The organism is Paenirhizobium cremeum (genome assembly GCF_047553425.1).
Classification (GTDB): Bacteria; Pseudomonadota; Alphaproteobacteria; order Rhizobiales; family Rhizobiaceae; genus Allorhizobium; species Allorhizobium cremeum.
Map to the genome: position 1 here is coordinate 2,134,687 of NZ_CP180217.1, position 23,221 is coordinate 2,157,907.

Annotated in this window: 22 protein-coding genes; 10 read left to right on the forward strand and 12 right to left on the reverse strand. The window is 61.8% G+C overall.

Annotated features, from left to right (window positions below; genetic code table 11):
• The first annotated feature begins 6 nt into the window (after positions 1–6).
• Together ACLBKR_RS10615 and ACLBKR_RS10620 are read left to right on the forward strand one after the other, a co-directional pair.
• Positions 7–1,209, forward strand: coding sequence for a CaiB/BaiF CoA transferase family protein (locus ACLBKR_RS10615; RefSeq protein ID WP_113447345.1), 1,203 nt, complete (start codon positions 7–9; stop codon positions 1,207–1,209).
• Positions 1,206–2,858, forward strand: coding sequence for a thiamine pyrophosphate-binding protein (locus ACLBKR_RS10620; protein WP_113447258.1), 1,653 nt, complete (start codon positions 1,206–1,208; stop codon positions 2,856–2,858). The genes ACLBKR_RS10615 and ACLBKR_RS10620 overlap by 4 nt, the downstream gene beginning before the upstream one ends.
• Positions 2,859–2,861: 3 nt before the next feature.
• Here the strand turns inward: ACLBKR_RS10620 and ACLBKR_RS10625 are convergent, their stop codons facing one another.
• Positions 2,862–3,761 (reverse strand): LysR family transcriptional regulator, encoded by a 900-nt coding sequence (locus ACLBKR_RS10625; protein WP_112827994.1) that lies wholly within the window; start codon positions 3,759–3,761, stop codon positions 2,862–2,864.
• A gap of 103 nt (positions 3,762–3,864) precedes the next feature.
• On the opposite strand from ACLBKR_RS10625, the gene ACLBKR_RS10630 reads away from it, so the two are divergent.
• A complete protein-coding gene (locus ACLBKR_RS10630; protein ID WP_112827993.1) occupies positions 3,865–4,689 on the forward strand; it encodes an SDR family oxidoreductase in 825 nt (274 codons plus the stop codon).
• Between the two features lie 67 nt (positions 4,690–4,756).
• On the opposite strand, the gene ACLBKR_RS10635 is transcribed toward ACLBKR_RS10630, so the two are convergent.
• The 4 genes from ACLBKR_RS10635 to ACLBKR_RS10650 all read right to left on the reverse strand — a co-directional run bounded on the left by ACLBKR_RS10635 (position 4,757) and on the right by ACLBKR_RS10650 (position 6,812).
• Positions 4,757–5,098, reverse strand: coding sequence for a RidA family protein (locus ACLBKR_RS10635; protein WP_112827992.1), 342 nt, complete (start codon positions 5,096–5,098; stop codon positions 4,757–4,759).
• A gap of 60 nt (positions 5,099–5,158) precedes the next feature.
• Positions 5,159–5,497: a TIGR01244 family sulfur transferase gene (locus ACLBKR_RS10640; protein WP_112827991.1), complete on the reverse strand. Its 339-nt coding sequence runs from the start codon at positions 5,495–5,497 to the stop codon at positions 5,159–5,161.
• 83 nt (positions 5,498–5,580) lie between these two features.
• Positions 5,581–6,411 (reverse strand): aldose 1-epimerase family protein, encoded by an 831-nt coding sequence (locus ACLBKR_RS10645; RefSeq protein ID WP_112827990.1) that lies wholly within the window; start codon positions 6,409–6,411, stop codon positions 5,581–5,583.
• A complete protein-coding gene (locus tag ACLBKR_RS10650; RefSeq protein ID WP_414899309.1) occupies positions 6,408–6,812 on the reverse strand; it encodes a MarR family winged helix-turn-helix transcriptional regulator in 405 nt (134 codons plus the stop codon). The genes ACLBKR_RS10645 and ACLBKR_RS10650 overlap by 4 nt, the downstream gene beginning before the upstream one ends.
• Before the next feature lie 255 nt (positions 6,813–7,067).
• Between ACLBKR_RS10650 and ACLBKR_RS10655 the strand changes: the two genes are divergently transcribed.
• The gene (locus tag ACLBKR_RS10655; protein WP_162757761.1) at positions 7,068–8,402 is read left to right on the forward strand and encodes a L,D-transpeptidase; all 1,335 of its coding nucleotides are present in this window, start codon (positions 7,068–7,070) and stop codon (positions 8,400–8,402) included.
• 108 nt (positions 8,403–8,510) lie between these two features.
• Here the strand turns inward: ACLBKR_RS10655 and ACLBKR_RS10660 are convergent, their stop codons facing one another.
• The 6 genes from ACLBKR_RS10660 to ACLBKR_RS10685 form a co-directional block, all read right to left on the reverse strand.
• Positions 8,511–9,230 carry an AAA family ATPase gene (locus tag ACLBKR_RS10660; RefSeq protein ID WP_414899310.1) on the reverse strand — a complete coding sequence of 240 codons (720 nt, stop codon included), beginning with the start codon at positions 9,228–9,230 and terminating at the stop codon, positions 8,511–8,513.
• 370 nt (positions 9,231–9,600) lie between these two features.
• Positions 9,601–10,746 (reverse strand): iron-containing alcohol dehydrogenase, encoded by a 1,146-nt coding sequence (locus ACLBKR_RS10665; protein WP_113339084.1) that lies wholly within the window; start codon positions 10,744–10,746, stop codon positions 9,601–9,603.
• Entirely contained in the window at positions 10,743–12,128 is a 1,386-nt protein-coding gene (locus ACLBKR_RS10670; protein WP_113486926.1) for an aldehyde dehydrogenase family protein, read from the reverse strand. The genes ACLBKR_RS10665 and ACLBKR_RS10670 overlap by 4 nt, the downstream gene beginning before the upstream one ends.
• Positions 12,129–12,410: 282 nt before the next feature.
• Positions 12,411–13,775: a glutamine synthetase family protein gene (locus ACLBKR_RS10675; RefSeq protein WP_112827984.1), complete on the reverse strand. Its 1,365-nt coding sequence runs from the start codon at positions 13,773–13,775 to the stop codon at positions 12,411–12,413.
• Between the two features lie 135 nt (positions 13,776–13,910).
• The gene (locus tag ACLBKR_RS10680) at positions 13,911–15,464 is read right to left on the reverse strand and encodes an amino acid permease (RefSeq protein WP_113447255.1); all 1,554 of its coding nucleotides are present in this window, start codon (positions 15,462–15,464) and stop codon (positions 13,911–13,913) included.
• Between the two features lie 111 nt (positions 15,465–15,575).
• Entirely contained in the window at positions 15,576–16,349 is a 774-nt protein-coding gene (locus ACLBKR_RS10685) for an N-formylglutamate amidohydrolase (protein WP_113447254.1), read from the reverse strand.
• A gap of 181 nt (positions 16,350–16,530) precedes the next feature.
• Here ACLBKR_RS10685 and ACLBKR_RS10690 point away from each other — a divergent pair, with 181 nt between their 5' ends.
• From ACLBKR_RS10690 to ACLBKR_RS10715, 6 genes are all read left to right on the forward strand, one after another.
• Complete coding sequence (locus ACLBKR_RS10690) at positions 16,531–17,403, forward strand: MurR/RpiR family transcriptional regulator (protein WP_113339087.1); 873 nt, start codon at positions 16,531–16,533, stop codon at positions 17,401–17,403.
• Between the two features lie 146 nt (positions 17,404–17,549).
• The gene (locus ACLBKR_RS10695) at positions 17,550–18,656 is read left to right on the forward strand and encodes an ABC transporter substrate-binding protein (protein WP_113339088.1); all 1,107 of its coding nucleotides are present in this window, start codon (positions 17,550–17,552) and stop codon (positions 18,654–18,656) included.
• Between the two features lie 117 nt (positions 18,657–18,773).
• Positions 18,774–19,664: an ABC transporter permease gene (locus ACLBKR_RS10700; RefSeq protein WP_112827979.1), complete on the forward strand. Its 891-nt coding sequence runs from the start codon at positions 18,774–18,776 to the stop codon at positions 19,662–19,664.
• Positions 19,661–20,443 (forward strand): ABC transporter permease, encoded by a 783-nt coding sequence (locus tag ACLBKR_RS10705; protein ID WP_113447253.1) that lies wholly within the window; start codon positions 19,661–19,663, stop codon positions 20,441–20,443. Before ACLBKR_RS10700 ends, ACLBKR_RS10705 begins: the two co-directional genes overlap by 4 nt.
• 10 nt (positions 20,444–20,453) lie before the next feature.
• Entirely contained in the window at positions 20,454–21,512 is a 1,059-nt protein-coding gene (locus ACLBKR_RS10710) for an ABC transporter ATP-binding protein (protein ID WP_113339090.1), read from the forward strand.
• A gap of 145 nt (positions 21,513–21,657) precedes the next feature.
• Positions 21,658–22,287 (forward strand): DAK2 domain-containing protein, encoded by a 630-nt coding sequence (locus ACLBKR_RS10715; protein ID WP_113447252.1) that lies wholly within the window; start codon positions 21,658–21,660, stop codon positions 22,285–22,287.
• Between the two features lie 6 nt (positions 22,288–22,293).
• Here ACLBKR_RS10715 and ACLBKR_RS10720 read toward each other — a convergent pair whose 3' ends face one another.
• The gene (locus ACLBKR_RS10720) at positions 22,294–23,097 is read right to left on the reverse strand and encodes a response regulator transcription factor (RefSeq protein ID WP_113447251.1); all 804 of its coding nucleotides are present in this window, start codon (positions 23,095–23,097) and stop codon (positions 22,294–22,296) included.
• Between the last annotated feature and the right edge of the window lie 124 nt (positions 23,098–23,221).

A 23,221-nucleotide genomic window follows, 5' to 3' on the forward strand; every position in this document is an offset into this window, starting at 1 on the left:
TCGACCATGACTGACGCGCCTTTGAGGAAACCGCCGCTTGCCGGCATCCGGGTGATCGAGCTCGCCCGTGTGCTCGCCGGTCCCTGGGCCGGCCAGATGCTGGCGGACATGGGCGCGGACGTCATCAAGGTCGAGAACCCCGAAGGCGGCGACGACACCCGCGCCTGGGGACCGCCTTTTGTCGAGGGCGGCAACGGCGAAAACCTGTCAGCCGCCTACTATCATTCGACCAATCGCAACAAGCGCTCGATCGGGGTCGATCTCCGCTCGCCCGAGGGCCAGGAAATCGTCCGGCGGCTGGTCGCCACGGCCGATGTGGTGATCGAGAACTTCAAGGTTGGCGGCCTGAAGAAATACGGCCTCGACTATGAGAGCCTCAAGGCGGTCAATCCGAAACTCGTCTACTGCTCGATCACCGGCTTCGGCCAGAACGGCCCCTATGCCGAATTTGCCGGCTACGATTACATCGTACAGGGCATGTCCGGCTTCATGTCGATCACCGGCGAGCCGGACGGCCAGCCAATGAAGGCCGGCGTCGCCATCGCCGATATCTTCACCGGCATCTATGCCGTCACCGCGATCCAGGCGGCGCTGATCCACGCCATGAAAACCGGCGAAGGCCAGTTGGTCGACATGGCGCTGCTCGACGTCATGTCTGCGGTGCTCGCCAACCAGAACATGAACTATCTGATCTCCGGAAAGTCTCCGGTGCGCCTCGGCAACGCCCACCCGAACATCAGCCCTTACGAGGTCGTTCCGACAGCGGATGGTCACCTGATCCTCGCGGTCGGCAATGACGGCCAGTTCAAGCGCCTCTGCGCCATCCTCGGCATCGAACAGCTCGCCGAAGACGAGCGCTTCGCCACCAACAAGGCGCGCGTCGCCCACAAGACGGAGGTGCGGCGCATCGTTTCGACCGAAACGGCGAAATGGGCAAAGCGCGACCTGCTGACGGCCTGCGAGAGCAATGCCGTGCCGGCCGGTCCGATCAACTCCATTGCCGAAATGTTCGACGACCCGCAGGTCAAGGCGCGCGGCCTGAAGATCGACCTCAGCGATGCCGACGGCAACACCATTCCGGGTGTCAGAACCCCGATCGTGCTTTCCGAAACGCCGCTGCGTTACGAGCGACCAAGCCCGAGGGTTGGCGAGCACAGGGATGAAATCCTTGCCGAACTGGAAGAGATCGAGAGAAAGGCAGCCCAATGAAGAAGACAGGTGGCCAACTGATCGTCGATGCACTCAAGGCGAACGGCGTGAAGCGCGTTTCCTGCGTGCCGGGCGAAAGCTATCTCGCGGTGCTCGACGCGCTCTATGACAGCGGCATCGACACCATCGTCTGCCGGCAGGAAGGCGGCGCCGCGATGATGGCCGACACCTGGGGCCGGCTGACCGGCGAGCCGGGCATCTGCATGGTGACGCGCGGACCGGGCGCGACCAACGCCTCCGCCGGCCTGCATGTCGCGAAGCAGGACTCGATCCCGATGATCCTGTTCATCGGTCAGGTCCAGCGCGACGCCCGCGAACGCGAAGCCTTCCAGGAAGTCGAATACCGCCGCGCCTTCACCGAATTCGCCAAATGGGTCGGCGAGATCGACGATGCCCGCCGCATTCCGGAATTCGTCACCCGCGCCTTTGCCATCGCCACCTCCGGCCGCCCCGGCCCGGTCGTGTTGACGCTGCCGGAGGACATGCTGGTCGACGAAGTCGATGCGCCCGAAGCCAAGCCCTACATGCCGGTCGAAGCCCATCCCGGCCCGGCACAGATCGAGGCTTTCGGCGCGCTGCTGGCAAAGGCGAAACGCCCGATGCTGATCCTTGGCGGCACCCGCTGGGACGACGAATCCGTTGCCGGCATCCGCGCCTTCGCCGAACGCTTTGCCCTGCCGGTCGGATGCTCCTTCCGTCGCCAGATGCTGTTCGATCACCTGCATGAGAACTATGCCGGCGATGTCGGCATTGGCATCAACCCGGCGCTTGCGAAGGAAATCAAGGAAAGCGACCTCGTCGTCCTGCTCGGCGGCCGCTTCTCGGAAATGCCGTCTTCGAGCTACACCCTCATCGGCATCCCCTACCCGTCCCAGACGCTGGTGCATGTCCATCCCGATCCGTCCGAACTCGGCCGCGTCTACCGCGCCGACCTTGCGATCTGCGCAACGCCAAAGGACTTCGTCGCGGCACTGGGCAAGCTTTCCCCCGCAGTGAAACCGGAATGGGCAACCCGCACCGCCGCCATGCATACAGGATACCTCGCATGGTCCACCCCGCCGAAGACGGGTCCGGGCAAGCTGCACATGGGGCCGATCATGGAGTGGATCGAGGCCAACACGCCGAAGGACGCGATCTTCACCAACGGCGCCGGCAACTACGCCACATGGCTGCATCGTTTCCACCGGTTCCAGGCATTCAACACGCAGGCAGCACCCGCCTCGGGATCGATGGGTTACGGCCTGCCCGCCGCCGTTGCCGCCAAGCAGCTCTTTCCAAGGCGCGAGGTCATCTGCTTTGCCGGTGACGGCTGCTTCATGATGCACGGACAGGAATTTGCGACCGCCATCCGCTACAACCTGCCGATCATCGTGCTTCTGGTGAACAACGGCATCTACGGCACCATCCGCATGCATCAGGAACGGGAATATCCCGGCCGCGTCAGCGCCACGGATCTGACCAACCCGGATTTCGCAGCCCTTGCCCGCGCCTATGGTGGCTATGGCGAGACGGTCGAGGACACCGAACAATTCGCCGCCGCCTTCGAACGCGCCCGCGCCTCCGGCAAGCCCGCGATCCTCGACATCAAGCTCGATCCGGAAGCGATCACCCCGACGAGAACCCTGACCCAGATCCGCGAAAAGGCCTGATATTCAGGCCTTACGCGTCATTTCCCGGGCAACGTCGATAAAGGCTCGCACGGGCGGAGGCAGATGCCTGCGCCCGGAAAAATAAAGGCAGAGTCCCGGAAATGGCGGCGTCCAGTCTTCCAGAACCGCTGTCAGCAATCCCGCCGACAAGGGGCCGGCGGCCTGCCGCTCGGTCATGTAGGCCAGCCCCACGCCGGCGACGGCGGCCTCGAGCATGAGATCCATGTCCTGCAGGGTCATCGGCCCATCCACTTCGACCCTGATCTCCTGCCCATGACGCTCGAACTCCCAGCGATAGATCGCACCGCTTGGCAAACGCAAGCGCAGGCAGGGATATCGCGAGAGATCGGTCGGCACTGAAGGCTTTCCGTAACGCTCGAAATAGCGCGGCGCGCCGAGAACGTGAAAACGCTCCTGCTCCGTTAGTGGAATGGCGATCATGTCTTGCGGTACGCTTTCACGCAGGCGCACACCGATATCGAAGCCTTCCTCGACGATATCCACAAGACGGCCCTCGCTCGCAACGTCGACATGAACTTCGGGATAACGACGCTGGAATTCGACAAGAATGGGCATCAACAGCCCCTGCATCCCGCCGGGTGACGTATTGATCCTCAACCTTCCGCGCGGACTGCCCCCCGCCGCGGTCGCTCCCTCCATCGCGCCGGCGATATCCTTCAGCGCCGGAGAAACCTTTTCCAGAAAACGCTCGCCTGCCTCGGTCAACGAAACGCTGCGTGTCGTGCGGTTGAACAACCTTACCCCGAGACGATTTTCGAGTGCCGAAATAGCGTGACTGACGGCAGAGGCGGACATGCCGAGCTCGCGGGCCGCTGCCCGGAAATTGCGGGTCTCGGCGACGATGGTCACGGCATTCAGTTCGATCAGCCCTGCTCTCTTCATTGTTCGAATATACTCATCATGCTGTCCATGATTGTCGCGCTTATCGAAGCATATCCGGAAATCTATCTCCTGTGCATCCCCAAACGCCAAAGGAGTTGGAAACATGGCAAAGACCGTCCTCATCACCGGAGCGTCGTCCGGCATCGGCAAGGCGAGCGTGAAGCATTTCAGTTCTCAGGGCTTCAACGTCGTCGCCACGATGCGGGACATATCCGCCGGCGAGGAATTCAAGGAGCTTTCAAATGTGCTGGTGACGCGCCTCGACCTTGAAGAGCGGGCCAGCATAGAGACGGCGATTGCGGAAGGGATCGAACGCTTCGGCAAGATCGACATTCTCGTAAACAATGCCGGCTATGGCCTCTACGGTGTCTTCGAAGCTATTCCGCGGGAAAAGCTGCAGCAGCAGTTCGACGTGAATGTCTTCGGCGTGATGGACACCATCCGCGCCATCCTTCCCCATTTTCGTGAAAACCGTGGCGGCACCATCGTCAATCTCAGTTCCGGTGCGGGACACTTCACCCTGCCGATGATCTCGGCCTACTGCGCAAGCAAGTTCGCGCTCGAAGGGTTCACTGAGGCATTGTCCTATGAAATGCTGGCGCTCGGCATCGGCGTCAAGCTGGTCATTCCCCATGGCGGAGTGGCGGAAACCTCGTTCCAGCAAAGATCGGCAGCCGACTTCGCTCGGGACGGCACGCCAGCCGAATACGACGCCTTTCTCGAAAGGAGTATCGCTACTTTCGCACGTCTCGGCGGGGCGGTGACCATGACCTCCTCCGACGTCGCAAAGGTCGTATTCGAGGCAGCGACCGATGGAAAACCGCAGCTGCGCTACTTCGTCGGCGATGCTCAAAGCGGTTGGCTGAAAGCCCGCAAGGAACTCGAAGAGAACGACTATATCGCCTTCATGCGCCAAAAATTCGCCTGACAGGCAGAACGAAAAAGACCGGCGCATCAGCAGGATGCGCCGGTCTTTCGAATCAAGTTCTCAAGGATCAGAGAGCAGCGGTGACGACGAACTCGACCTTGTAGTCCGGGGTTGCGAGCGCGGCCTGGCTGGTGGCGCGGGCCGGCGGGTTCTTCGGATCGATCCAGGCTTCCCAGACGGCGTTCATTTCGCCGAAGGTCGACATGTCCGAAAGGTAGATGATCGTCTGCAGGATCTTCGACTTGTCCGAGCCGGCGGCGGCAAGCAGACGGTCGACTTCAGCGAGAGCCGACTTGGACTGTTCGGTCACGGATACGCCGTCGCCCACCTGACCGGCGAGATAGACAGTGTTGCCGTGAACGACTGCGCCGCTCATGCGGGCGCCCGGCTCGATACGCTTGATGGTCATGGGAAATACTCCTGTTGCTTTAAACGGAAATCGGCAGGCCGGAAGGGCCGGTACCTCAGGTCAGCCGCGCAGCGGCAGCGTCTTCTGATAGGCATTGGTGGAACGCGCGCCGGAACGGCAATAGCCGAGCATCGGACGATCGAAATCGTCGAGGGCATCCATCATGCCGCGAACGGCATCCTCGGTCACGCCCATGGGGCCGACGGGCACATGCTTGATCTCGATGCCGAGTTCCTTGGCGCGGGCGGCAATCTCGCCGAAGGTCGGCTGGCCGGGCTCCTCGCCATCCGGACGGTGGCAGACGATGGACTTGAAACCCAGCGCCTTGATCTGATCGAGATCGGCAACCGTGATCTGGCCGGAAACGGAATACTCTTCGTTGATCTGCCTGATATCCATCGTCTTATTGCTCCTCGAATGAACGTGGCAAACACTTAAGGTGCCATGCCGGAGGCGTCAATCGAAGTTGTGTCGAAGCCGGCTCAAACGAAGGAGAAAGTCAGGAGGTATTCGCGGCTGTCGCCGGGGGAAAGCGCAACGAGTTCGCCACGCTTCGCGAGTTCCGCGCGCGGCTCCCAGCGGTGGGAAACCGGCTCGATCCCCAGCACATGGGCGGGAGCGGCCTGATTGCGCCAGATCTGCAGGAAGGGCAGGCTATCGGTCAGGAAGCGGACCCGAAGCGTCTTGCCGCCGATGGCCGCGATGGGTCCGAGCCGGACTTCCGCCCAATCCTCTTCGCCGGCGGGAACGCAGAAGACTCCACCATCCCCCTCGCCGAATGCCCAGGGGAAGCCGCCTTTTTCCAGCATGGCCCCTTCAAGCCTGACGCCATCGTCGAACAGCCGGGCGCCGATATTCATGTGGTACATCAGCATGGCCGGAAACGGGCTGGGGCCGGTATTGGTGACACGGTCGGAAAGCCTGACCTCGCCGGTTACCCCATCGATTCGCCAATGGCGTTCGAGCCGGGCGCTGCCGCCATCGGCCAGCCTTGCATCGACAATCGCGCGGGCCTCGGCATTCTCCTCGTCAGAAGAGAACGAAACGATCTCAGCCGGATGCGACGAGAACGAGCCATGCAGGGGAAATCGGGCGCCAGCCAGACCGGGCACCGGTTCCGGATGGCGGATATGGTCGGGACCACAGGTGAAAAGAAACCCTTCGAGCGAATGGTCGATGCGCAGATCACCATCGTCGGGAATGGCCCGGCCGGGCGCAAGATCGACCCCGTCGACCACGCAGGAGCCGATATCGAATACCGATCCCTCGTCAAGTGAAAGCTTCGGCCCCTTGCCGCTGCTGAATTCCATCAATGCCCGTCATCCTCGTCGGCCGGCGACGGCATGCGCAGATGTCCCGTCGCCATTGCATCCTCGATGCCGGACAGTCCGTCATCGAGCGCCCTGAGGTACGGCAAATCCACCGCCCCTTCAAGCCAGTGCTGGTAGTCTGCGGCGCAGCGCTTCAGTTCCAGGTAAGCGGCATGGCCGCTCTCGGTGAGCGACAGGATCTCGAAACGCCGGTCGACCGAATCGCGCTGGCGCCCGAGCCAGTTGCGATCCTCCAGCGCCTTCACCGCCCGGCTGACCTTGGTCTTCGTCAGGCCGGCATATCCGGAAATCGCCTTTGCCGTTTCGTGCAGCCCTTCGCCAAGCGACCAGAGCACCTGCCACTCCGTCCAGGAAATCTCGCCGCCGACATGACATTGGCGCATGAAATGGCTGCTGAGCCGCTCGGCGGCACGATTCAGCCGATACGGCAAAAAACTCTCGATACCGAAATGATTTCGCATCGTCCCCCCACGACGAGATAAAAACTAGCCGGTCGTCCGATCCTCTCTCCCGACAAACCGACTCTCCTCGAAAATGGATTTTAAGCCATTCTTCACCATGAATTCACCTTTTCCACATTAGTGTCAAATTTGTCGCGTTCTTCCCGTTGGAAACAAGGAATTCGAATCGTGAGCGAGATGAAGAAAGCCGGCCTGTTACTTGCGTCCGTGGCAATGATCCCGGCCTTCCTGACCGCGCCCGCCTTCGCGCGCGATCCCTATGGTTATCGCCCGAGTTCGACCATCCTCGTCACGCCGGAAGGCGATATCCTCGGCTACACGCCCGAACAGAATGAAGTCGTCATCAGCCGCGACCGCATGGGCCGCCGCGTCCTGTTCGACCACTATGGCAACCTGATCGCCACGGAAGTTCCGGCCGAAAGCTATTTCCCGCGCAATGTTCCGCGCGGCTATCCCGAAACCGTCTACGAAAACTATCCGCCGCAGCCGCGCGGATGGAACGACGACCAGGTCGTCACGGGTGCCATCCCCGGCCCTGAAACCATCGATCGCCAGCCGCTCGACGAGCCGGCAGAGGACATGCCCTATGGCGGCCCCGACATGGCGCCGCCCGCCGAGCAGGCCGCACCGCGCACCGTGACCCCGGATATCCCGGTGAAGAGCAATCTCTCGCAGCTTGAAATCACTGCACTTCAGACCTTCCTCGACCGCGAGGGGATTTCCCCCGGCGTCATCGACGGCAAGATGGGCCAGAACGTCAACAAGGCGCTGGTGGCCTATCAGCAGATGACCGGCGAGACGCTCGACCCGAACAATGCCGAAGACATCCTCGAGCGCCTGCGGCTTTCAGGCGGCCTGGCGATCATCTCCTATACGATCACGCCCGGCGATGCAGCCGGCCCTTATGTCGCTTCGATCCCGGAAGATTATAGCCAGAAGGCCCAGTTGCCGGCCCTCTCCTTCACGTCCACCACCGAAATGCTGGCGGAGAAGTTCCACATGGACGAGGCCTATCTGAAGGCACTCAATCCGGGTGTCGACTTCACCATTCCGGGCACGATCATCAAGGTCGTCGACCCCGGCAAGCCGAAGCAGGGTCAGGTGGCAAGGATCGTCGCCGACAAGGGCCTGAAGCAGGTCTTCGCCTATGCCGCCGACGGCTCGCTGATCGCCGCCTATCCGGCCAGCATCGGTTCGGCCGATACACCGTCGCCCTCCGGCACGGTGACGGTGGAGCGTATCGCCTTCGACCCCGGCTATACCTACAATCCGAAGATCAATTTCCAGCAGGGAGCGAACGACAAGATTCTCTCGATCCCGCCCGGCCCGAACGGTCCTGTCGGCACGGTCTGGATGGCGCTCTCCCGCCCCACTTACGGCATTCACGGCACGCCGGAACCGTCGAAGATCGGCCGCACCCAGAGCCATGGCTGCATCCGCCTTTCGAACTGGGATGCGACGGAACTCGCCAAGATGACCAAGCCGGGGGTGACGGTCGAGTTCATCGACTGAGCCAAGCGAAGCCGTCCGCTGAAATACAGAAATCGACATGCAAAAAGAGCCGCGGGACATCCATCCGGCGGCTCTTTTCGTTATCGCTGCTTGGGAGGAGCGAGGATCTCAGGCCGCGCTGCGAACGACCTTGAACAGGCGGCGCGACTGCTGGGTGCGCACGATGCGGACCGGGAGCAATTGCATGACTTCACCGGCAAATGCGCGGGCATTTTCGCGAGCACGGTCGAGATTGCTGATCTTCGCTGCATCCATCGAATACAGCGTGCCGCCACAGTCGAAGATTTCCCGGTAAGCGCTACGCTCGGCAATCGGCGTATTGATGACATTGACGCCCCGCGCGGCCAGCAGGCCCTTGATGGTGAGCAGGGCCCGCGTGGTCACCATGGAGGTCACGCGGGTCAGGACGACGGAATGGGCAATCTTCAGCCGGCCGGTCTCCTCCATCAGCTTGATGAGGTCGAGGATCTGCGCTCCGCCGCGCGCATCCATCGCACAGCCCTGTACGGGGATCATCACGTGATCGGAAAGCCCGATCGCGGTCGTGACGATGGCGTCCCGGGCACCGGCAAGGTCGATGATCGTGTAATCGGCCGTGCGAGCCAGTTCGCGAATATGCCCCTGAATGGAGGCGACTGAGACCTCCGAGATGACCTCGATATTGTGCTGGGGGCCGGAAAGCTCATGCCACTGGGTAATCCAGCGCTGCGGGTCCGCATCGAGGATCGCGACGCGATAACCCTGGTGGGCAAGCTCGGTTGTGAGAAGAAGGGCTGCGGTGGTCTTGCCGGCACCGCCTTTGGCATTGGCAAACGAGATGACTGGCATGCTTGATCCCTGAAGCTGTGAACCGAGCCAATCATCAGCTCCTGCGGTCGCCTCCTGTTCATCGAGGCGGTCCGCAAATTATTCGCCATCATGGTTAAGAAAGAGCAAATAAACCCGCATGCACCCTCCCCAAAAATGGGAGGACGCGCGCAAAACACGATGAAAAACAACGGGTATTCCGAAGCCGCACTTAGCCGCGCAATGGCAGGCATGCCCCGATATTTTCCCGCCAAACGCGACCGGCTTTCAGATCGGCGGGCCTGGCCATGTTCCCGTCCGGTCCGCCGGCATCTCCCTCCCCGCTGGCCCGAACGACGATGGCCCGGCTTGGTCAAAGCCGGGCCATCGTTCAGATCTCTCGTCGTTTCGATCAGAAGCAGTCTTCGTACAGCGCCTTGGTGTTTTCCAGCGTCATCTTGACCGGATTGCCGCCGGCGCTCGGATCCTCAATCGCCATGGCCGACATCTCGTCGATCCGGCTCTTGTCGAGGCCGAGGGCGCCAAGGGTTTCCGGAACGCCGAGTTCGGCGCGCAGCTTGAGCACCCAGTTGTAGAAACCGTCGAAACCGCCTTCGATGCCGAGATAGGCGGCGGCGGCAGCGATCTTGCCTTCGATGGCGGAGCGGTTGAAGCGCAGCACGGCCGGCATGACCACGGCGTTGGTCATGCCGTGATGGGTGTTGTAGATGGCGCCGATCGGATGCGAAATTGCGTGGATCGCGCCGAGGCCCTTCTGGAACGAGACGGCGCCCATCGCTGCCGCCGACATCATGTTGGTGCGTGCCTCGATATCCGTACCGTCATGGAAGGCGCGCGGCAGGAATTCCTTCACGAGACGCATGCCCTCCAGCGCAATGCCCTGGCTCATCGGATGATAGAAGGGCGAGGAATAGGCTTCCAGGCAATGGGCGAGCGCATCCATGCCGGTGCCGGCCGTGATCGCCTTCGGCATGCCGACGGTCAGTTCCGGGTCGCAGATAACGACGCCCGGCAGGAACTTCGGATGGAAGATGATCTTCTTTACATGGGTCTTCGAATTGGTGATGACCGATGCGCGGCCGACTTCCGACCCGGTGCCGGCGGTCGTCGGCACGGCGACGATCGGCGCGATGCCCTCGACATTGGCGCGGGTCCACCAGTCGCCGATATCCTCGAAATCCCAGACCGGCCGCGTCTGGCCAACCATGAAGGCGACGCACTTGGCGAGGTCGAGGCCGGAACCGCCGCCGAAGGCGACGACGCCGTCATGGCCGCCGTCCTTGAAGGCCTTGATGCCGGCCTCCAGGTTAATCTCGTTCGGGTTCGGGTCGACGTCTGCGAAGATCGCCCGGCCAAGACCGCCCTCGGCCATCACGTCCAGTGCGGCCTGCGTGATCTGCATCGAGGCCAGCCCCCGGTCGGTAATCAGGAGCGGCTTCTTCATGCCGAGCGACTTGCAGGCGTCGGCCAGTTCCTTGATCCGGCCGCGGCCCATCTTGATGGCGGTGGGATAGCTCCAGTTTGCGACGATGTTCATTTCGTGACTTTCTTGAGGTGGTAGGATTTCGGACGGGTAAGATTGTGGAAGCCGAGCACAGAGAGCGAGCCGCCGCGGCCGGTTTCCTTGACGCCCGTCCAGCACAGGGCCGGATCGAGATAATCGGCGCGGTTCATGAAGACGGTGCCGGTTTCGATTTCGCGCCCGAGACGCCCCGCCCGTTCGGGGTCCTGCGTCCACAGCGAGGCGGTGAGGCCGTACTTGCTGTCGTTCATCAGCGACAGCGCTTCCTCGTCGTTCTTGACCTTCATGATGCCGACAGCCGGGCCGAAGGTTTCCTCCCGCATGAACGACATGGAATGGTCCACATCGACCAGAACCTGCGGCATCAGGTAGGCGTGGCCATCGTCCTGCGGAAAGAGCTTCGGATCGACGAGCGCCTTGGCGCCCCTGGCGACGGCCTCGGCGATCTGTTCACGCACATGGGCGGCAAACCGGCGATGCGCCATCGGGCCGAGCGTCGTTTCCGTATCGAGCGGGTTGCCGAGCTTGTAGTTCGACACCCAGGCGACCGACTTTTCGACGAATGCGTCGTACAGGCTCTCGTGCACGTAGATGCGCTCGATACCGCAGCAGCACTGACCGGAATTGTAGGTCGCGCCGTCCATCAGCGTGTCGACAGCGGCGTCAAGGTCGGCGTCCTCCATCACATAGCCCGGATCCTTGCCTCCGAGCTCGAGGCCGAGGCCCGCGAAGGTGGAGGCGGCGGCGCGCTCGATGGAGCGTCCGCCTTCGACGGAACCGGTGAAGTTGATGAAGTTGAAGCTGCCGGTCGCGATCAGCGCCGAAGTCGTCGCATGGTCGAGGAACAGGTTGACGAAGACGTCATCCGGAACGCCGGCCTCGACGAAAGCCCTGACCAGTCGTTCGCCGACGAGGAGCGTCTGCGTGGCGTGCTTGATGACGACAGTGTTGCCGGCCATCAGCGCCGGGGCGACGGTGTTGATCGCCGTCATGTAGGGATAGTTCCACGGCGCGATAACGAAAACGACGCCGTGCGGTTCGCGCTCGATGCGACGCTCGAAGGTGCTGCTTTCCTCGATCACGAGCGGAGCAAGCGCATCGGCCGCAATGGAGGCGACATAGTTCGACCGTTCGTTGAACCCCTTGTATTCGCCGCCGTAACGCACCGGACGCCCCATCATCCAGGCCAGTTCCGGCACGACTTCGTCCGACATCTCGTTCAGCCGGGCAACGCCCTTGAGGACGAGTTGCACCCGCTCTTCCAGCGGGCGGCGCGCCCAGGCCTTTTGGGCCTTGCGCGCCCGTTCCACGGCAGCCTTTGCCGCCTCCAGCGACATGGCCTCGCGCTCGGCGAACACCGAGCCATCGACCGGCGAAATGCATTGAATCATTGTCATTCCATTGCTCCTTGAAAGCCCTTGAGGCCAGTAGCCTGACCTTGCCCGCCGCGCCATTGGCCAAGATGGCGCAGCCGCTCAACGCTGATCGATCCCGACCGCCGGACCGCGGTACGGGATCGAGTGCCCGGGACTGCCCTGCCCCCTGTTCCTCATCGATTCCACAGGGACATGTTCGTATTCTATTGCGGTTTGGCCGGCACAGAAATCTTCCGAAAGGAATATGCCTGCTACCTGTCGAAGACATCCGACAAAGACGCTCCGCCGGAGGAAAAACGAACGTCAGGCCCTCTCGAACCCTCTGGCCACCTCCCAGTCGGTTACCTTGCGGTCGTATTCTTCCTGTTCCCATTCAGCAGCGCGGACATAGTGATCGACCACGGCGTCACCAAAGGCGGCCCGCAGCATAGCCGAGCCGGAAAGCGCTGCGGTCGCAGCCCTCAGCGTCCGCGGGATCTCGCGAACGCCCTGCGCGCCGTAGGCATCGCCGGTGAAGGCCGGCTCCAGTTCCATCCTCTTTTCGATCCCGTCGATGCCAGCCGCAAGCAGGGCCGCCATGGCGAGATAGGGATTGAGATCCGAGCCGCCGACGCGGCATTCGACGCGGATCGCCTTGGTGTCCTCGCCGCAGAGCCGGTAGCCGGCCGTGCGGTTGTCCTTGGACCAGATCGCCTTGGTCGGCGCGAAAGTGCCGGCCATGAAGCGCTTGTAGGAATTGATGTAGGGCGCGAGGAAATAGGTGATCTCGCTCGCATGGGCGAGAAGACCGGCCATGTAGTGCTTCATCGTGGACGACATGCCGTGTTCGCCGTTTTCGTCGAAGAACAGCGGGGTCTTGCCGTCGGACGTCCACAGCGACTGATGGATGTGGGATGAGGAGCCCGCGGCATTGTAATGCCACTTGGCGAGGAAGGTGATCGCCTTGCCGCGCGACCAGGCGATTTCCTTGCAGGCATTCTTGATGATCGCATGACGGTCGGCCATGGTCAGCGCGTCGGCGTAGCGGACGTTGATTTCCTCCTGCCCGGCGGACGCCTCGCCCTTGGAATTCTCGACGGGAATGCCTGCGCCCTGCAGGCCCTTGCGGATCGCCCGCATCACGTCTTCTTCCTTGGTCGTCTGGAAGATATGGTAATCCTCATTGTAACCCGAGGCGAGCTGCAGGTCGCGATAACCGGACATCCGCGCATCGTCATAGGTCTGGTCGAACAGGAAGAATTCGAGTTCGCTCGCCATATAGGCCTTCATGCCCATGGCCTCCAGGCGGGCGACCTGCTTCTTCAGGATGGCGCGGGGAGAATGGGGCACTTCGTCATGGGTGTGATGGTCAAGCACGTCGCACAGCACGAGCGCCGTACCTTCGAGCCACGGAACGCGCCGGAGCGTCGAGAGATCGGGCTTCATGGTGTAGTCGCCATAGCCCTTTTCCCAACTCGTGGATTTGTAGCCGGGGACGGTCTCCATCTCCATGTCGGTCGCAAGCAGATAGTTGCAGCTGTGGGTTTCCTTATAGGCGCTCTCGATGAAATACTCCGCCTGGAAGCGCTTGCCCATCAGGCGGCCCTGCATGTCGACCTGGCACGCCAGCACCGTGTCGATGCGACCGTCGGCGACATCTTTTTTCAAATCGTCGAATGTATAATTCATGCTCATGTTGACCGCCTACAAGGTGAAGATACGTCTCACATCGGCGATCTCTACGCCGAATCCGATTCTGGTCTCATTCTGCGGCCCGGAACAGATTGACTGCTCCGGGCCGTATCTCAACTGCGGCACGTTGGCTCAGGCAACTTCGCCGACGGCCTTTTCCGCAGCGGCAATCTGTGCCTGCCGGCGAGCGACTTCCTCGCCGATCGGCGGGCCCTTGAAACGCTTGTTTTCGAAAGCCAGCCACACGATCGCCGTCAGCACGAGGAAGCCCACGGTGATCGGCAACGCCCAGTCGTTCGGCGGCTGGATGCCGATGTAGAAGATCACCGCCATCGATACGATGACAAGCACGGAGACCAGTCGGTAGCCGCCGATACCCATGCTCCACGGCCCCATCTTCGACCACTTCGGCGTGCCGATTGCCACGAAACCGAGCGCGATCGGCAAAGCGAAGGAAAGGAAGAGGAAGATGACCGTGCACGACACCACGATCGAATAGGCCGGCGTTCCGGCAATGGTGATCGCCGAGGTGAACCAGACGAACAGCACCGCGAGAATTGAGCCGGTCCAGATGGCGGCAACCGGGGTGCGGTATTTCGGGCTCACCTTCGAAAGCGCCGCGGAACCGGGCAGACCCTTGTCACGCGAAAACGCGAAGATCATGCGGGACAGCGAGGTCACCGTCGCGAGGCCGCACAGGAATTGTGACACGAAGATGAGGAAGTACAGTATCTCCTTCATCGTCGGATTGACCTGCGCATCCATTGCCCAGAAGAACACGTTCCAGCCCTGCTTGGCGGCATCGTCCATGTTCGGGATCATCAGAACGAACGAGCACAGCATGATATAGCCGAACAAGGCCGACCAGATGACCGAGCTGACCATGCCCTTGGGCACGGAATGAGCGGCCTTGACAGTCTCCTCGGACGTATGGGCCGAGGCGTCATAGCCGGTGATGGTGTAGATCGGCAGCAGCAGCCCGAGCAGGAACGCCATGGTGCCGGAAACCGCGGTCGGCCAGACCAGCGAGGCGCCTTCCGTTCCGGTGTAGTTGGCGAAGGTGAAGAGCCGGCCGATTTCATAGCTCGGCGCAGAAATCAGGCACACGACCGTCAGGAGGATGGCGGTGGCGAAGATCAGATAGCCCGAAAAGTCGGTGAGCTTCGCGGTCAGACCGATACCGAAATGGTTGATGAGCGCCTGCAGGCCGGTAATCAGCGCCACGAAGACGACGCGGTGCGTCAGCGTGTCCTCCAGGCCGATATAGGAGCCGAAAGCGCCGAAGAAGAAGTAGAAGGTGCCGACATTGATGGCGCCGAGAACCGTGACGAGGCCGAGCAGGTTGAGCCAGGCAGCCAGCCAGCCGGTGAACCGGTTACCGAGGATCGAGCCCCAGTGATAGAGCCCTCCCGCCGTGGGATAGGCCGAGCCGATCTGGGCAAGCCCCAGGGCGAACAGACCCGAAATCAGGCACCCCAGCGGCCAGCCGAGGCCGATGGCAGCGCCGCCCGCTCCCGAGGTCGCCTGTCCGAGCGAGTTGATGCCGCCCGACAGGATGCAGATGATCGAAAAGGAGATCGCAAAGTTCGAGAACGAACTCATGCGACGCTCGAGTTCCTGGGCGTAGCCCATGGAGTGCAATATGTGTATGTCGTGTTTTTTATCCTGCTCGGTATAATCAGACATGACGTCCCCCAATTAACCGATCATCCGCGGGATTGCGGACAATTCCGTTGGTCTCGCCATCGACCGTTTCGATGGCTGGTTTGCAGATCACCTGCTCCCCGGGGTCATTTCTTATTGCTGGCATGTGCTGATCGCCGCGCGGATCAGTCCAGCCAGATAGTCGGCCATAACCCCTTGGCCGACTGTATCTGCGATCAGGTCGTTTCGAACCTCGATCATCACGTTGAGGTGCCCGTGCGGAAGCCCGTGCAGCCTCAGAGTATGGGTAACGCCGTCCTCGGGACCGTACGGCGAGTTCCTTTCGACGCGGAAGGGACCGCCTTCCGCCGCCGCCAGCATGGCATCGGCCAGCCGGCGGTCCGTATCGTGGAGAATGCCGATCTCGACCGCGCGCGGCTTGCCGAGATAGACCGGCGTGAAACTGTGCACCGTCACCAGAACCGTCTGCCGCCCTCCCGCCGTCCGGTCGGCAATGATCGCCGCGATCCGGTCGTGAAACGGCACGTAGAGAGCGGCCGTGCGGGCGTAACGCTCCGCCGGAGACAGATCCCGGTTGCCGGGAATTTCGTAGATCTCGCTCACCTCCGGCATGGCGGCCGGAGCTTCCGGAGGACGATTGCAATCGTAAACGAGCCGGGAGAAGCGTTGGTGGACGAGCGTTGCATCGAGATGTGCGGCAAGGGCTCGCGCCACCGCCAAAGCGCCGGGGTCCCACGCAATGTGGCTGGAAAGCGCCTGCTCATCCAGTCCGAGATCGCCGACGCTCGCCGGCAGCCTTCGCGAAGCATGCTCGCAGACGAGAAGTGCGACCCCCGCTCCTTGCGGATTGTCGACGCCGACGGCTTCGCCTTCTGCTGCCGTAAGGATATCCGACCTCAAGAGCATGCGAGTTCCCCCGGACCTTCATGGTCCTCATCGTTGAGAAGAGAATTCTTCACGATTGCGAGACTGTCAATCCGCCTCTGAAAATTTCTCTTCATCCCCTGCATTGACACGCGGGGTCGTGCAGGGGATAAATTTTGGGCGAGGCCGGCAGAAGATCGGCCCGAGGGGAAAAGGACGATCATTGCCGAACGCTTCGAAGAGAGTTGCGGACGTCATACAGGCGCGTTTCGAGGATCTGACGCGCGCAGAACGGCAATTGGCCGAAAGCCTGCTGGACAATTATCCCGTCTCCGGCCTCGGCAGCATCACCACAGTCGCCGACAATGCCGGTGTTTCGACGCCCACCGTCGCCCGCATGGTACAGAAGCTGGGCTACAGGGGTTATGCCGAATTCCAGTCCCACCTGCATCAGGAACTCGAAGCCACACTATCGAACCCGATCGCAAAACACGACCGCTGGGCTTCCAACGCACCGGGAACCCATATCCTCAACCGCTTTGCGGAAGCGGTGATGAACAACATGCGCCAAAGCCTCGGCGAACTGGACACGGCGTCCTTCGATGAAGCTGCCCGCCTCCTCTCCGACCAGCGCCGAAGCCTTTATTTCGTCGGAGGACGCATCACCGGTGCGCTTGCCGAGTACTTCTTCACCCATATGCAGGTCATCCGGCCGAAGACAACGCTGATGTCGTCGAACACCAGCGCCTGGCCGCAGCACGTGCTCAACATGAATCCCGGCGACGTGCTGGTGATCTTCGATATCCGCCGCTACGAGGCAGACATGGCGACGCTGGCGCAGGTCGCCAAAACGAGCGGCGTCGAGATCATCCTGTTCACCGATGTCTGGAGTTCACCGGTCTCCAAATACGCCCGACACTGTTTCAAGGTGGCGGTGGAAGCGCCCTCCGCCTGGGATTCGTCCGTTGTCACATTGTTTGTCGTGGAAGCCCTGATCGAGGCTGTTCAGAGTTCGTCATGGGCGGAGACCCGTGAGCGCATTAATACGCTGGAAGGACTGTTCGAACAGGCCCGCCTGTTCCGCAAACCCCGCTAGTACGACACCTAAAATGCAAGGGAGGAGACCAAACGGAACGAGAAAGCCGGGAGCCGGCTAACGGCTCCACCGAAAATGTCACATTCTTATCATGCAAGCCGAATATCTGTCCCGCATCGCTGTATAACCAACCAAGGAGAACTTCAGTGATTACGAATTTCCGCCGCATGCTGTCGCTGACGACCGCCATTGTCGTCGCGTCCTCCGCCGTCGCTTACGCCGAACCGAGCGCCGAGCTGATCGAGGCTGCCAAGAAGGAAGGCATGCTCACCACGATCGCCCTGCCCCACGACTGGTGCGGCTATGGCTCCGTGATCGAGGGTTTCAAGAAGAAGTATCCGGAAATCTCGGTCAATGAACTGAACCCGGATGCCGGCTCCGCTGACGAACTTGAAGCCATCAAGGCCAACAAGGACAACAAAGGCCCGCAGGCTCCTGACGTCATCGACGTCGGTCTCGCCTTCGGTCCGCAGGCAAAGGCCGAAGGCCTGCTGCAGCCTTACAAGGTCTCCACCTGGGACGAAATCCCGGACAACATCAAGGACGCCGAAGGCTACTGGTACGGCGACTACTACGGTGTCATGTCCTTCATCGTGAACAAGGATATCGTCAAGGAAACCCCGAAGGACTGGGCTGACCTGCTGAAGGCCGACTATGCCGGCCAGTTCGCCCTCGCCGGTGACCCGCGCGCCTCCAACCAGGCCATTCTCGGCGTTCTCGCCGCTGGTCTCGCTTCCGGCGCAAAGGCCGGCAAGGAAGCTGGCGAAGCCGGTCTGAAGTACTTCGCCGAACTCAACAAGGCCGGCAACTTCGTTCCGGTCATCGGCAAGTCCGGCACGCTCGCCCAGGGTTCGACCCCGATCGTCGTCGCCTGGGACTACAACGCCCTGTCCTGGAAGGACACGCTCGCCGGCAACCCGCCGGTCGACGTCGTCGTCCCGGAAAGCGGCGTTCTTGCCGGCGTCTACGTTCAGGGCATCTCGGCCTACGCTCCGCATCCGAACGCCGCCAAGCTCTGGATGGAATACCTGTACTCCGACGAAGGCCAGACCGCATGGCTCGCCGGCTACTGCCACCCGGCCCGCTTCAACGCCATGTCGAAGGCTGGCAAGATCCCGCAGGCTCTGCTCGACAAGCTGCCGCCGGCTGCATCCTATGAAAAGGCCTACTTCCCGACGCTTGAGGAAGTCGATGCCAACAAGGCTGCCGTCACCGCTGGCTGGGACAGCGTCGTCGGCGCCAACGTGCAGTAATTTTGCCATTGAAATACCCGCCCCGGTCTTGAGGCCGGGGCGGATTTTGCCTTTTATGAAACGACTTGAAAGCACTAAAACTAAAGCCGCGCATGACGGGCGGCAGGGGACAAATCGATGGCAAACGAAAGTCCGGTCGTCGGCAAGCAAGCCGGCATCGCCGATCGGCTCCCGCTACAATGGCTGGGCGTTGCACCTTTTCTGATATTCGCGACGCTGTTCCTGCTCCTGCCGACGATGAAGATCGTCATCGGCGCCTTCCAGACACCGGACGGTAGCTTCACCCTTCAGAACATCGCAGACCTTTTTACGCCGTCGATTTTGTCGGCCTACTGGATTTCCATCAAGATAAGCTTTGCCTCGGCTTTCCTCGGTTGCCTGATCGGCTTTGCAATGGCCACGGCCGTCGTCCTCGGCGGCCTGCCGTCCGGCATCCGCGCACCGCTCCTCACCTTCTCCGGCGTGGCCTCGAACTTCGCCGGCGTTCCGCTTGCCTTCGCCTTCCTGGCGACGCTCGGCCCGGTCGGCATCGTCACCGTCTTCCTGCGCACGCAGATCGGCATTGACCTGCGCTCACTCGGCTTCAACATCCTGTCCTTCTGGGGCCTGACCATCACCTACCTGTTCTTCCAGATCCCGCTGATGATCCTCATCATCACGCCCGCGATCGACGGATTGAAGCGGGAATGGAAGGAGGCGGCCTCCATCCTCGGCGCAACGAACGGGCAATACTGGCGCATGGTCGCCTTCCCGATCCTACTGCCCTCGCTGCTCGGCACCATGGCGCTGCTCTTCGCCAACGCCTTCGGCGCCGTGGCAACCGCAATCGCGCTGACGGGATCGTCCCTCAACATCGTGCCAATCCTGCTCTTCGCCCAGATCCGCGGCGACGTTCTCGGCAACCCCAATCTGGGCTATGCTCTTGCTTTCGGCATGATCTTTGTCACCGGCATCGCCAACGCCCTCTACATCTGGCTGCGCGCCCGCAGCGAAAGGTGGCTGAAATGAAGAAGATCTGGGCCTGGGGGGCCTTGCTGTTCGGCCTCCTCTACTTCGCCCTGCCGCTGATCGGCATGACGAATTTTTCGCTGAAGATGCGCCGCGGCGAATATTCGTTCGACGCCTACGCCAAGGTTTTGGGCGATCCGCGCTTCCAGGAAACCTTCACCTATTCTGTGACGATGGCGCTGGTCACGATCGTCTTCGGCGTCCTGCTTGTCGTGCCGACGGCCTATTGGGTGCGCCTGCGCATGCCGAGCATGCGCCCCTTCATCGAGTTCATCACACTATTGCCGCTGGTGATTCCGGCCATCGTCATCGTCTTCGGCTATATTCGGCTCTACAACACGTCGAGCTGGCTGCCGCTGACCGGCTCGCTCATGGGAACGAATATTCTTCTGATGTTCGGCTACGCGACCCTGTCGCTGCCTTACATGTACCGTGCCGTCGATACAGGTCTGCAGTCCATCGACGTTCGCACGCTGACGGAAGCTGCCCAGAGCCTCGGCGCGAGCTGGGCGCGCATCCTGTTCCGCATCATCTTGCCGAACGTGCTGATTTCGGTTCTGTCGGGCGCGTTCCTCACATTCGCAATCGTCATCGGCGAATTCACCATGGCCGCCCTGCTCAACCGTCCGGCCTTCGGCCCCTACATGCAGCTGCTCGGCGCAAACCGCGCCTACGAGCCGGCGGCGCTTGCCGTGATCGCCTTCGGCATCACCTGGGGATGCCTCGGCCTGATCCAGCTCGTCTCACGTTTCCAGAAAACAACGCAACGTCCAGCCTGAGAACACCGCCATGTCGTTTCTGACCCTGACCAATATCCAGAAATCCTTCGGGCCGGTGCAAGTCGTTCACGACTTCAACATGGCGATCGAGAAGGGCGAATTCATCTCCTTCCTCGGCCCATCGGGCTGCGGCAAGACGACAATCCTGCGCATGGTCGCGGGCTTCGAGACGCCGACCGGCGGCACGATCGTCATCAACGGCCGCGATCAGTCGAGCCTGAAACCCAACCAGCGCAATATCGGCATGGTGTTCCAGGCCTATGCGCTTTTTCCCAACATGAACGTATTCGAGAACGTCGCCTTCGGCCTGAAGATCGCCGGTATTCCGAAGGCGGAAATCGAAAAGCGAGTGAAGGAGATGCTCGATCTCATCCATCTCGGCCATCTCGGAGACCGCTATCCCTACCAGATGTCCGGTGGCCAGCAGCAGCGCGTGGCGCTTGCCCGCGCGCTGGCGCCGAAGCCGCAGGTCCTGTTGCTGGACGAGCCGCTGTCGGCGCTCGATGCCAAGATCCGCGTTTCGCTGCGCGAGGAAATCCGCCAGATCCAGCAGAAGCTCGGCATCACCACTATCTTCGTCACCCACGACCAGGAAGAGGCTCTCTCTATCTCTGACCGTGTGGTGGTCATGAATGCCGGGCGGGCCGACCAGATCGGCACGCCCTTCGAGATCTACAACAAGCCTGCTACCCGTTTCGTCGCCTCCTTCGTCGGCACGCTCAACCTCATCGAGGCGACGGTGCTCGATCCCGCGGCCGGCAGCGTTCGAATCGGCGACACCGAAGTGAAGCTCAGGGACACCGTTTCGGCGGCAGCGGGCGGCAAGGTGCAACTCGCCATGCGTCCGGAAGCCGGATCGCTGGCGGACAGCCGCAAAAGCGATACCACCCTCCACGGACAGGTCGTGTCGAGCCACTTCCTCGGCTCGGTCATCCGCACCCGCCTGAACGTCGGCGGCAACACCATCTCCTTCGACATGTTCAACGATCCGGGCGTCAGCCCGCCGGTTGTCGGCGATACGGTGGCGCTGAGGATCGATTCCGGCGACCTGCTGGTCCTGCAGGACTGAAGGCTGTAGCTGCTGCACTGCAATAACGGCTTGAACCGGACCTGAAAATTCCGTCTACTTGCCTTGACCGTCAAAGGGGTACGGAAAGGGCCAGGATGAGAAACAGGTGCGAACGACAGCTCACCATCATCGGGGAGGCGTTGGCATGACGGCTCCCGCAATCACCACCGTCTCCCTGCTGGAGGCCTTTTCCGAGATCGCGGCGGCGATGACGGAAAACCGTAGCATGCTTTCCCGCGTCGACTGCATCGATGGCGACGGTGACCATGGCGAGACCATGGCCCGCGTCTTCTGCGGTGTCGAAACCCACCTTGCGACGCTGGAACCGGATGAGGCAACGCCGGCCGAACTCTTCGATATCGTTGCCGAAAGCCTGATGACCTTCGACGCCGCGTCGGCCCGGCTCTACGCCAGTGCGTTTCGCCGCGCCGGAACCGCCACGATGCACAAGAAAGCGCTGACGGCAGCTGACTTCGCCAAGGCGTTCAAGGAAATGGCGGCCGGCATTGCGTCCCACGGCAAGGTCGGAAGCGAAACCAGAAACATCGCCGACATCTGGCAGGTTGCGGCCGCCGCCTATGCGGAGGCCGCCGCGAACAACGACGATACCGCCGCCCGTCTGGCCGCAGCGCTCGAGGCTGCCGAAGACGGCATTGAGACGAATGCGATGATCCATGGCGCCGATGCTACCTTCGTCAACGGTCGGCGTCCGCCCGATGCCGGCGCGCTCTCCGCCCTGCTGATGATCCGGGCATTGCGCGACAGCTTCCGCTGATCCCGCTCAGGCCGTCGTCGGCAGCGTCTCGAGGTAAAGCGACAGAAGCTGGATCTGAGAGGATATGCCGAGCTTTCGATAGACGTTGCGGCGGTGCACCTTCACCGTGCCGGTCGCGATGTTGAGCCTCAGTCCGATAGACTCGGACGAATGCCCCTGCAGGACGAGTTCGATGATTGCGGCCTCCCGGGCCGTCAGGTTGAGATCCCGCCAGATGCGCTGCGGACCGGGACCGTCCACATGGCCGCGTTTGCGGCTGGCCCGCGCCGCATCGAAACGCTTGCCGGTATCCGCCCAGAAATGCCGCACGATCGCGGCGACCAGGGGTTCGGCCTGCTTGAGAAGCGCGAACTCGCTTGCCGAGAAGACCCCGGATACCTCCTTGCGCATCAGGGAGAGCACGATTGTCACATCGCCCGAAAGCGTGACGAAGAAGCCCACCTCTTCGGCAAGGCCGGTCTGCCCGTAATAGGTCCGGTAATATTCGCTGGAAAAGAACCGGTCGGGCGCCAGCTCCCGCATGCGGAAAACGCCGGCGCCGGCCGCGGTCGCATTCCAGTAGAACGGATCGAGCAGATAGGCTCCGTCCTGATAGAGGCTGACGAAGAGTTCGTGCTCCTTCTCGTTGAAGGTGGCATAGAGATCGATCGGTCGTTGCTCCCCCCGATAGGCGAAGACCACGACATGATCGAAACGCGTGAGGCTTGCCATCAGCCGGCGGAAGCGTTCCCCCACATCGGCATCGGCAAGCGCCTCCACACCGACCAGCGAGGCCGCGGCCTGAAACAGGTTTCCATGGTCGATCGGCATTGCCTCTAGATCCTTTGCATGTCCGCGGTCTCTCCTCCGGAGCGCGGCAGAAGTATATCTTCCATGACACAATTTGCAGCAAAATACCTCTCTCGGGGTATATACCGCGAAATGAAGGCAGGAC

What these genes read in the sequence shown, in the direction of transcription:
- ACLBKR_RS10705 (WP_113447253.1), top strand. Translation starts at nt 19,661, where the DNA reads ATGAAGAAGATCTGGGCCTGGGGGGCCTTGCTGTTCGGCCTCCTCTAC.
- ACLBKR_RS10680 (WP_113447255.1), bottom strand. Translation starts at nt 15,464, where the DNA reads ATGTCTGATTATACCGAGCAGGATAAAAAACACGACATACACATATTG.
- ACLBKR_RS10685 (WP_113447254.1), bottom strand. Translation starts at nt 16,349, where the DNA reads ATGCTCTTGAGGTCGGATATCCTTACGGCAGCAGAAGGCGAAGCCGTC.
- ACLBKR_RS10650 (WP_414899309.1), bottom strand. Translation starts at nt 6,812, where the DNA reads ATGCGCCAATGTCATGTCGGCGGCGAGATTTCCTGGACGGAGTGGCAG.
- ACLBKR_RS10665 (WP_113339084.1), bottom strand. Translation starts at nt 10,746, where the DNA reads ATGAACATCGTCGCAAACTGGAGCTATCCCACCGCCATCAAGATGGGC.
- ACLBKR_RS10715 (WP_113447252.1), top strand. Translation starts at nt 21,658, where the DNA reads ATGACGGCTCCCGCAATCACCACCGTCTCCCTGCTGGAGGCCTTTTCC.
- ACLBKR_RS10720 (WP_113447251.1), bottom strand. Translation starts at nt 23,097, where the DNA reads ATGCCGATCGACCATGGAAACCTGTTTCAGGCCGCGGCCTCGCTGGTC.
- ACLBKR_RS10640 (WP_112827991.1), bottom strand. Translation starts at nt 5,497, where the DNA reads ATGGATATCAGGCAGATCAACGAAGAGTATTCCGTTTCCGGCCAGATC.
- ACLBKR_RS10670 (WP_113486926.1), bottom strand. Translation starts at nt 12,128, where the DNA reads ATGACAATGATTCAATGCATTTCGCCGGTCGATGGCTCGGTGTTCGCC.
- ACLBKR_RS10635 (WP_112827992.1), bottom strand. Translation starts at nt 5,098, where the DNA reads ATGACCATCAAGCGTATCGAGCCGGGCGCCCGCATGAGCGGCGCAGTC.
- ACLBKR_RS10660 (WP_414899310.1), bottom strand. Translation starts at nt 9,230, where the DNA reads ATGCCAGTCATCTCGTTTGCCAATGCCAAAGGCGGTGCCGGCAAGACC.
- ACLBKR_RS10620 (WP_113447258.1), top strand. Translation starts at nt 1,206, where the DNA reads ATGAAGAAGACAGGTGGCCAACTGATCGTCGATGCACTCAAGGCGAAC.
- ACLBKR_RS10675 (WP_112827984.1), bottom strand. Translation starts at nt 13,775, where the DNA reads ATGAATTATACATTCGACGATTTGAAAAAAGATGTCGCCGACGGTCGC.
- ACLBKR_RS10710 (WP_113339090.1), top strand. Translation starts at nt 20,454, where the DNA reads ATGTCGTTTCTGACCCTGACCAATATCCAGAAATCCTTCGGGCCGGTG.
- ACLBKR_RS10630 (WP_112827993.1), top strand. Translation starts at nt 3,865, where the DNA reads ATGGCAAAGACCGTCCTCATCACCGGAGCGTCGTCCGGCATCGGCAAG.
- ACLBKR_RS10625 (WP_112827994.1), bottom strand. Translation starts at nt 3,761, where the DNA reads ATGAAGAGAGCAGGGCTGATCGAACTGAATGCCGTGACCATCGTCGCC.
- ACLBKR_RS10700 (WP_112827979.1), top strand. Translation starts at nt 18,774, where the DNA reads ATGGCAAACGAAAGTCCGGTCGTCGGCAAGCAAGCCGGCATCGCCGAT.
- ACLBKR_RS10615 (WP_113447345.1), top strand. Translation starts at nt 7, where the DNA reads ATGACTGACGCGCCTTTGAGGAAACCGCCGCTTGCCGGCATCCGGGTG.
- ACLBKR_RS10655 (WP_162757761.1), top strand. Translation starts at nt 7,068, where the DNA reads ATGAAGAAAGCCGGCCTGTTACTTGCGTCCGTGGCAATGATCCCGGCC.